7 protein-coding genes are annotated in these 7,382 nt (G+C 43.9%); 6 read left to right on the top strand and 1 reads right to left on the bottom strand.

Annotated features, from left to right (window positions below):
• The 3 genes from IQ264_RS30470 to IQ264_RS30460 form a co-directional block, all read left to right on the top strand.
• Positions 1–666: DUF3038 domain-containing protein (locus IQ264_RS30470; protein ID WP_322744836.1), on the top strand; the 666-nt coding region annotated here is incomplete at its 5' end.
• A 19-nt stretch (positions 667–685) separates the two neighbouring features.
• A complete protein-coding gene (locus tag IQ264_RS30465; RefSeq protein WP_193986102.1) occupies positions 686–2,797 on the top strand; it encodes a DUF4335 domain-containing protein in 2,112 nt (703 codons plus the stop codon).
• A gap of 126 nt (positions 2,798–2,923) precedes the next feature.
• Positions 2,924–3,094, top strand: a complete 171-nt coding sequence (locus IQ264_RS30460) for a hypothetical protein (protein ID WP_193986101.1) — start codon at positions 2,924–2,926, stop codon at positions 3,092–3,094.
• A 145-nt stretch (positions 3,095–3,239) separates the two neighbouring features.
• Here IQ264_RS30460 and IQ264_RS30455 read toward each other — a convergent pair whose 3' ends face one another.
• The gene (locus IQ264_RS30455) at positions 3,240–3,545 is read right to left on the bottom strand and encodes a hypothetical protein (protein ID WP_193986100.1); all 306 of its coding nucleotides are present in this window, start codon (positions 3,543–3,545) and stop codon (positions 3,240–3,242) included.
• A 642-nt stretch (positions 3,546–4,187) separates the two neighbouring features.
• On the opposite strand from IQ264_RS30455, the gene IQ264_RS30450 reads away from it, so the two are divergent.
• The 3 genes from IQ264_RS30450 (at position 4,188) to IQ264_RS30440 (ending at position 7,344) form a co-directional block, all read left to right on the top strand.
• On the top strand, positions 4,188–5,435 hold the full coding sequence (locus IQ264_RS30450) for an SPOR domain-containing protein (RefSeq protein ID WP_193986099.1): 1,248 nt from the start codon (positions 4,188–4,190) through the stop codon (positions 5,433–5,435).
• Between the two features lie 145 nt (positions 5,436–5,580).
• On the top strand, positions 5,581–6,570 hold the full coding sequence (locus tag IQ264_RS30445) for a Uma2 family endonuclease (protein WP_193986098.1): 990 nt from the start codon (positions 5,581–5,583) through the stop codon (positions 6,568–6,570).
• 99 nt (positions 6,571–6,669) lie between these two features.
• Entirely contained in the window at positions 6,670–7,344 is a 675-nt protein-coding gene (locus tag IQ264_RS30440; protein WP_193986097.1) for a PspA/IM30 family protein, read from the top strand.
• The last annotated feature ends 38 nt before the right edge of the window (positions 7,345–7,382 follow it).

The raw sequence follows: 7,382 nt of genomic DNA, 5'->3' as shown, positions 1-7,382 counted from the left end.
CCCATCTCCCCTGTTCCCTTCCCGCTAGTTTTATTAAAATGCCTTTATGTTGTCTCCCACTGTGGATTTATGCAATTCCAAGGATTATCGCCTAGACTAATCAACGAAAGAGAGGATTTAACGTTAACTTCCTCTTTAGACCCAGTGCAGTTGGACAACATCAAAGCCCAACTGGATGAGATTTTTTTAGCTTTAGAAGCATTAGCGGGAGTTAGTCAACAGGAGATACTGACAGCAGCAACTGGGTTAAATATGCCGCCAACAGCGCTGGAGAGAATTGACTTGTGGCAGAGACAGAGACACCAGCCTGGGAGTGAAAATGCTCAGATGGAGGAGAGTGAAAGATTGAATGTGGAAGATTTGCGATCGCTAGTCATAATTATCAGCCATTTAACCAAACAACACCAAGAACTAATTCGTCGTGCCGTCGCCCTCCTAGAACAACTAACAGACGAACAACGAGAACTTCACACCTCCAGTTTGCTAGGAGACTACATCAACACCTTCAGCAAGCTATACTCTGAGGACATAAAACACAAACAGACATTATCACCTGATGCCTTAACACAACTGGCACTCAAAAAAATCATGGATTTACTTTTTTACAGCACATCCAGCGGGCATCAGCGCCTCTGGTTCTCCCTCTTAGAAAAAACACAACCATAAATCACAAACTGCAAAACTTTTGACAATTCAATCAATTAACTCAAAAAGCAACACTCAAAACTTAAAAATTGCCATGATGTCTTCCAACTCAGTTCTGCGACGCTACACCCCACCTACCTGCACCCTAGAAATAGTTTCCCAAGGCTCACCTCTATTTCGCTGGGTTGGTCGTTCCGTCCTCAAACACTTCAACTTTTCCCTCAACTTCGATGACCCACGACTACCCGAAGAAAAGCGAATCACCATTCACGGCGACAAAGCCCAATTAGAAGCACTTCACCAAGAAGTAAAAGCATACATCCAGCATTTTTTAATCCAGAAACCCGAAAACTTCCCCTCTTTATTCACCTTTCCAGAACAAACACCAACCAGCACTCAAGCAGAAACGCAAAGCGAAATAGCTGAGTTCAATCCAAGGGAAAAACAGATTAATAGCATCTTTAGTCAGCAGGATTTCTCCACCGAACTACCAGAAACAAATCAAACAAATCCGCCTACTGCCACAAGAGAGAATTATCAACCAACCATTACTTCTAGCACAACCAATTTACCCCCTCAAAATCTGCATTTCCCGAAAGTAAATTGCGGCATTTACTTACAACCTCGCAATTTACTTTCCCACGATTTGTTCCTGGGTTCTCTAGCTACCCCAGAATCAGGTTCAGCAATTAACCTGAGTTTGCTGCAATTATTCGACCTAGCCACAGCCCTTGAAGAATATCAAGCCGAACAAAAAGGCTTACCCAAAAACCGACCCACCTCTAGGCGCAAACTTCCTCCCTACTGGGCAATCTCAGCCGCAATGGTAGCAGTAACAGTTGGCTTAACCGCAGGTATTGCCAAAATATTAGACCAAGGGAAACGCTCTCCAGAAGCAACTCCCGCCGTTATTAACCCCACAACCGACCCAAATCAAACCAATCCTAATGCTGTACAGCCACAAGTTGCTGTTGTTCCCTCACCTTTACCAGCACCAACGCCCGGAGTAGCAACTCCACCTGTAACTTCTCCTCAAACTCTACCATCTCCACCCGGACTACTAGGCAACCAAACTCCTAACCCCACCGCTACACCACCGCTTGGAAACAACACTGCTGGTACTCCCGCTCAAATCCCACCTCTGGGTATCACGCCTAACACTCCTACATCCCAGGTAGGAAATAATAACGCACTGACAACTCCTGCCGGAGGATTGCCACCAGGAACATATCGCATTGGTAGCACACCTACTGGCGTACCGAGCATTCCTCCTAATCCAGGTGCTACATCTCAAGGAACAATTAGTATCCCTGTAAATAACACTCCTACGACAGCTAGCACGAAAAAACCAGCTGTCAATCCGACACCCGTAGCACAAGTAAAACGCGAAACTAGAAACAATCAACAAACTAGAAACTCTCAGCAAACCAGAAGTACTCAGCAAAGTACTTCCCCTAGCCCAACATCTGTACAAATGTTTCCCAGAGAAACACCAGCCCCACTATCGCCAGTACTGTCAAACCTTTCGACTACACCGCTAGCTGCAATGCCCTTACCTTCTTCTTCTGAGTCAAATACTCAGACTCAAGTCAAGCCTAGTCGCGCAGCAAAGCCAAAGCCAAAGGAAAATACTCAGTTGGCTGGATTAGGTCATCAATTGGGAAATTCTACTGCTGAACCTTTGTTTTTGAATACACTTAGACGACAGCAAAACGGCCAAACTACTGAAACGGTAGATAATCACAATTTAGACGTTACAGCTACGGAGACTTCTGGAACTTCGACAATGGCAGCTTTGAGTGCTGATACCACTCCCAAAAATGGCTCTGCGGGGAATGCTAGCAATAGTAACTCTCTGTTCGATCAAATACCACAGGTAGCGGAAGCAAGACAGTTTTTTCAACAACGCTGGCAACCTCCTTCCAGTTTGACTCAAGATCAAATTGAGTACACTTTAGCTTTAAATGCTGATGGTACGATTAAGCAAGTAACTCCACGAGGACAAGTAGCACAACTTTATATAGACCGTACCCAAATACCGTTGAAGGGTGAACCTTTTGTTTCTCCAATTGAAGGAGGACGAACCCCCGAAATTCTGTTGATTTTGCACAAGAATGGTAAGGTAGAAACTCGTTTACAGACTTTAAATTGATGGTTCTCTCGTGCTGATGATAAGTAAAGCTAATTAAGCGGAATGCCTGATTTACAAGGGTTCTAGTCCCCAATCCCCAAAACCAGGGTTTTCCACTACTAGTACGAATGAGCCAGACTTACCTGAATGATAAAAATCGCACTTCCTGAAAAAACGGTGAAAAGGGTGGTGCGATTTTTATTGAAGTTCAAATCTTGCAGCAGGGCAGGTATAGCAGAAGGCAGAAGGGAAAAAACAGTAAAAACAAGGGTTGTGGCTTTTCATCTTGCCTTAACTGCCAAGGCGGTTGCTATATAACCTCCTTTGACTCGTTCCCAGGTTCAACATGGGAACGAGTCAAAGGAGGCTCTGCCTCTTGATGCAAGATCTCAGAATAGGAGTTTAAACGAAAAATTGTGATTTACTAAATTTTTATTTTTTTAATGACAAACAGGTTAGATAGTTAAACAGACATTGTTTCAATATGTGAAGCTTTATAGCTGTCAACATAGCTTGGTTCTAGCTCTTCTAGAGGAGAAGGTTGAGTAGCTTCGATTGGCACGACCTCTGTTACTTTTAGCACCTCACTCTGCAAATTGAAGATTTCTTCTAAGCTTTCCCAAGAAGGTGCGAATGGAGGTAGAGCTAAGGAACAGGCTTTCCAGGCACCTCGAACGGGAACACCAAGCTGTTGGCAATTTCCACCGCGTCTTCCTTCTGGGGTGTAAAACCGACAAGACTTACAGGCTGAAGTAACAGGATTAAGCATCTGATTTCTCTACTTCTTTGCAGTTATCACTGCGGAAATTTATCTTCTGATCTAGTTATCGCAAATTGCTGGGAGACAACATTTGGCTTGAAATATTTATGCTGCCTGGGTTGTAGCGATCCCAAAGACAATTTAAATTTTAGATTCTTTTCACTTTTACGTTAATAAACTTATACATCATGTAAGTGAGAACTCGGTTAATCTCTATAAGAACAAAGGTGGGATCAATGCAAACGTCAAGTGGCTGTCTGATGCTAGTTGAATGTCTTTACTCTAGAGAATACACTTATAAATAAATGGCTACCGGAATATTGCTAAAGAAAATTTTTTCGGTTATTTTATCTAGTAAAATGAGATATGGTATTTGGGGATCGGGTAAATACTAGGGTATCTCTGTACGTTGTTCCCTAGTTTTCTTGGTAGAAAAAAAGAAATTTAAATTAAGTTAGTGTAAATTACAGCAAATCTCTGATTAAGAAAAATCTTACTTAAGTAAGAAAGGTTATCTACAGTAAGTGTAAAGTAGGAAAATTCAGGTAAGTCATACTGCACGCGGTTATAGACTAACTTGTATAAGCTGAAGTAGCAGTAATTAGCAGTTTTATCTACGATAATTGTCCTTACTACCCAAGAAGTTTAGCCATGAGTAAACTTTCACCTGTTGAGCCATTGCCAGACACAACCCTGAACCAACCTTGCTCTCCGGTGGTTCAGGGTGTACTTAGCTGTTTAGATATGCAGCTAGAGGAAGAAATAGCTCAGTACCGCCGTAAACGATCGATCAAACAAGTGCCTCAGAAAAGACCGACTAAGAGTTCTGTTGGTCAACAAGGTTTGGATTTGATTTCTGTTCCTGTTAGGGAAAGCCAAGTACACTTACCTACTCCACCAGTAAAAGAGAATGTGGGGCAGCCGCTGTTAAATAATGATTCAGCTGAGGCGGAAACAACGACTGCATCTAATCATGAGGAAACCGCTACGGCTGCACCTATATTGAATGGAAAAGCAAGTGTAGCAGGGGAAGCAAAACTAGAACTGCAAAGTCCTAGTTTGGGTTTGAGAAATCCTGTAGTGGGGAAACAGTTGCCGGATGAGTATTTACAATCTTCGGAAGCACTGCTGAAAAATCTGGAAGATGATGAGTTTGTTGAATCAACGGCAAGCCCTAATAATAAGTTGATGACTCCTTTGGGGATTGGTTCAATGCTGCTGTTGTTGGTGGGAGCAGCTATTTTGGGTTATGTGGCGATTAATCCGGCTACGATTAATCATTTGGCTGGAAATAAGCAGTCTGAGAGTGCTTCTAGAGTAGGGGCTGGAGGTGGCAAAAATGCTGGTGGAATTCCGAATTCGCCTAATTTAGCGGAGGAGGAGTTTGTGGACTTAAATCTGGGAACGCTACCTTCAGTGAATCCAAGGGGTTCTGCTGTTAGTCAGGTGGCACCGGGGGCTACGAAAACTCAAGTTCCTGTAAATCCGCCTGCGCCGTTACCTAACCCGCCTGCGGTTACTTCTAGGTTGGATTTACCTTCGGCTTTGATCCCGCCTGCGGTTCAATCGGGTATTCTTCCTCCACAGGTAGTACAACCTCCGATTCCGAAGACTCCGCCGAAAGTTGTGAGTGCGCCGAAAGCAGGTGCAACTAGTAAAACTCCAGCGAAAAAGCCTACTGCTACGAAGAAGGCGGAGAATAAGTTTTTGGTAATTATGTCTTATGGTGGCGATCGCAGTTTAACCGAAGCCCGCAAAGCTGCGCCACAAGCTTTGGTACGCCAACTTAAACAAGGTAAAGCAATTCAATTATCTGCTTTTCCTGATGAAAAAGCCGCCCAAAAGAAAGTGCAGAATTTGCAAAAGCAGGGGATTTCGGCAAGAATCTATCGGCTTTAGAAAGCAAAAGCAAGGGAAAAGGGATTGATATTGCATTGGGGATTGTGGTGGGAGACTTTCAAATCGAGAAGTTTTACCACCCAATCAATGCAACTAACGGAAGTGCCGATTTAAAAGGCCATAGATACTTATGGGAGGCTTACTCATGCAATCCTTAACTACAGAACAACAGCAATCCCCACAAACTCCGGTTTGGGAACCTCCCATGCCACCAACAGATTTAATTTTTGATGACGGAGAACCCTTGGAAAGTAATCGCCATCGTATTGCGATGAATGTTTTAATTTGGTCGATGCTAACAGCATTGGCTGACCGCGATGATTATTTCGCGGGTGGGAATATGTTTGTCTATTACAGTGCAGCACAAGCACGAAATCAAGATTTTCGAGGGCCAGATTTCTTTGTAGTTTTGAATGTGGATGGTAGAACCGATCGTCAAGGTTGGGTAGTATGGGAAGAAAATGGTCGCTATCCTGATGTGATTGTGGAGTTAATGTCACCTTCTACAGCCTCAGTAGATACAGGAATCAAACATCAGATTTACGAACAAATTTTCCGCACACCAGATTACTACGTTTACGACCCGTTTAACCCCAATTCTTTACAAGGATGGCATTTAGATGCCAATCAACAATATCAACCTCTAAACCCTAATGAACGCGGTTGGTTATGGTGTCAGCGTTTAGGTTTGTGGTTAGGAACTTGGGCGGGCGAAATACAGAGAGAAACGGCAATCTGGTTGCGGTTTTACGACCAAGCTGGCAATTTGGTTTTACTGCCAGAGGAACTTGCCCAGCAGCGATTAGAAACGGAACGTCAACGGGCGGAAGCAGAAAGCCAACGGGCGGAAGCAGAAAGCCAACGGGCGGAAGCGGAACGCCAACGGGCGGAAGCGGAACGCCAACGGGCGGAAGCGGAACGCCAACGGGCGGAAGCGGAACGCCAACGGGCGGAGACGGCAGAACAACGTGGTGCATTGCGGCAGTTGTTACGGTTGTTAGGAAATCGGTTTGGCACAGTATCACCGGAGGTAGAACAACGTTTGCAAGGGCTTGATGTCAATCAACTGGAAAATTTAGTTGATGTAGCATTGATAGCAGAATCTTTAGAGCAGTTTGTTAGCAGTTTAGGTTAAAGGATTGAAAAGGATTGATGAGATTGGCCTTGTCCCTTGTACCTCTGCTCTCTCTAGACTTGTAGCATAAGAAGTAGGAAGCAAAAGGGAGCAGCGGTGATGGGATTGATCGATCGCATCGTGCGCGTGATTCGTGCAAATGTGAATGATTTAATTAATAAAACGGAAGATCCTGAGAAGATTCTGGAACAAACGGTTCTGGAGATGCAGGATAATTTGATTCAGCTGAGGCAAGCGGTAGCAGCAGCTATTGCGACTAAAAAACGCACCGAACGAGATGTTAATCATGCTCAATCTCATGCTGATTCTTGGTATAATCGCGCTCAATTGGCGCTAGAAAAGGAAAATGAACAATTAGCTAGAGAAGCTCTAGTCAAACGTAAATCTTATTGGGAAACTGTTCAAGCTTTACAAGGTCAACTTACTTCTCTAGACACTATTATTACTAAGCTGAAGCAAGACTTGAGAACTTTGGAGGGCAAGATTGCTGAGGCAAGAATGAAAAAAGATATGTATATTGCCCGTGCGCGATCGGCTCAAGCAGCGGCGAAAATGAATGAGTTAATGGATAAATATAATCCAAGTGGCACTCTCCAAGCTTTTGAGCGCATGGAGGAGAAGATTCTGCAATTGGAAGCACGCTCAGAGGTAATTGAGAAAATGGGAAGCCGGGAGTTAGAAAATAAGTTTGCAGCTTTGGAAATGGGAAATGATGTTGATGCAGAGTTAGCCCAAATGAAGCAAAGAATTACTGGTGTCACTGAGGCTGATTAATCGTGCAAGGGAAGTGGGGAGATGGGGAGATGGGGGGA

The sequence above is a fragment of the [Phormidium] sp. LEGE 05292 genome, assembly GCF_015207735.1.
Lineage (GTDB): Bacteria > Cyanobacteriota > Cyanobacteriia > Cyanobacteriales > Aerosakkonemataceae > Floridanema.
This window is presented reverse-complemented; position numbering and strand designations above follow the sequence as displayed.

Coding starts and splice junctions, on each gene's coding strand:
- IQ264_RS30440 (WP_193986097.1), top strand. CDS start 6,670: ATGGGATTGATCGATCGCATCGTGCGCGTGATTCGTGCAAATGTGAAT.
- IQ264_RS30445 (WP_193986098.1), top strand. CDS start 5,581: ATGCAATCCTTAACTACAGAACAACAGCAATCCCCACAAACTCCGGTT.
- IQ264_RS30450 (WP_193986099.1), top strand. CDS start 4,188: ATGAGTAAACTTTCACCTGTTGAGCCATTGCCAGACACAACCCTGAAC.
- IQ264_RS30455 (WP_193986100.1), bottom strand. CDS start 3,545: ATGCTTAATCCTGTTACTTCAGCCTGTAAGTCTTGTCGGTTTTACACC.
- IQ264_RS30460 (WP_193986101.1), top strand. CDS start 2,924: ATGATAAAAATCGCACTTCCTGAAAAAACGGTGAAAAGGGTGGTGCGA.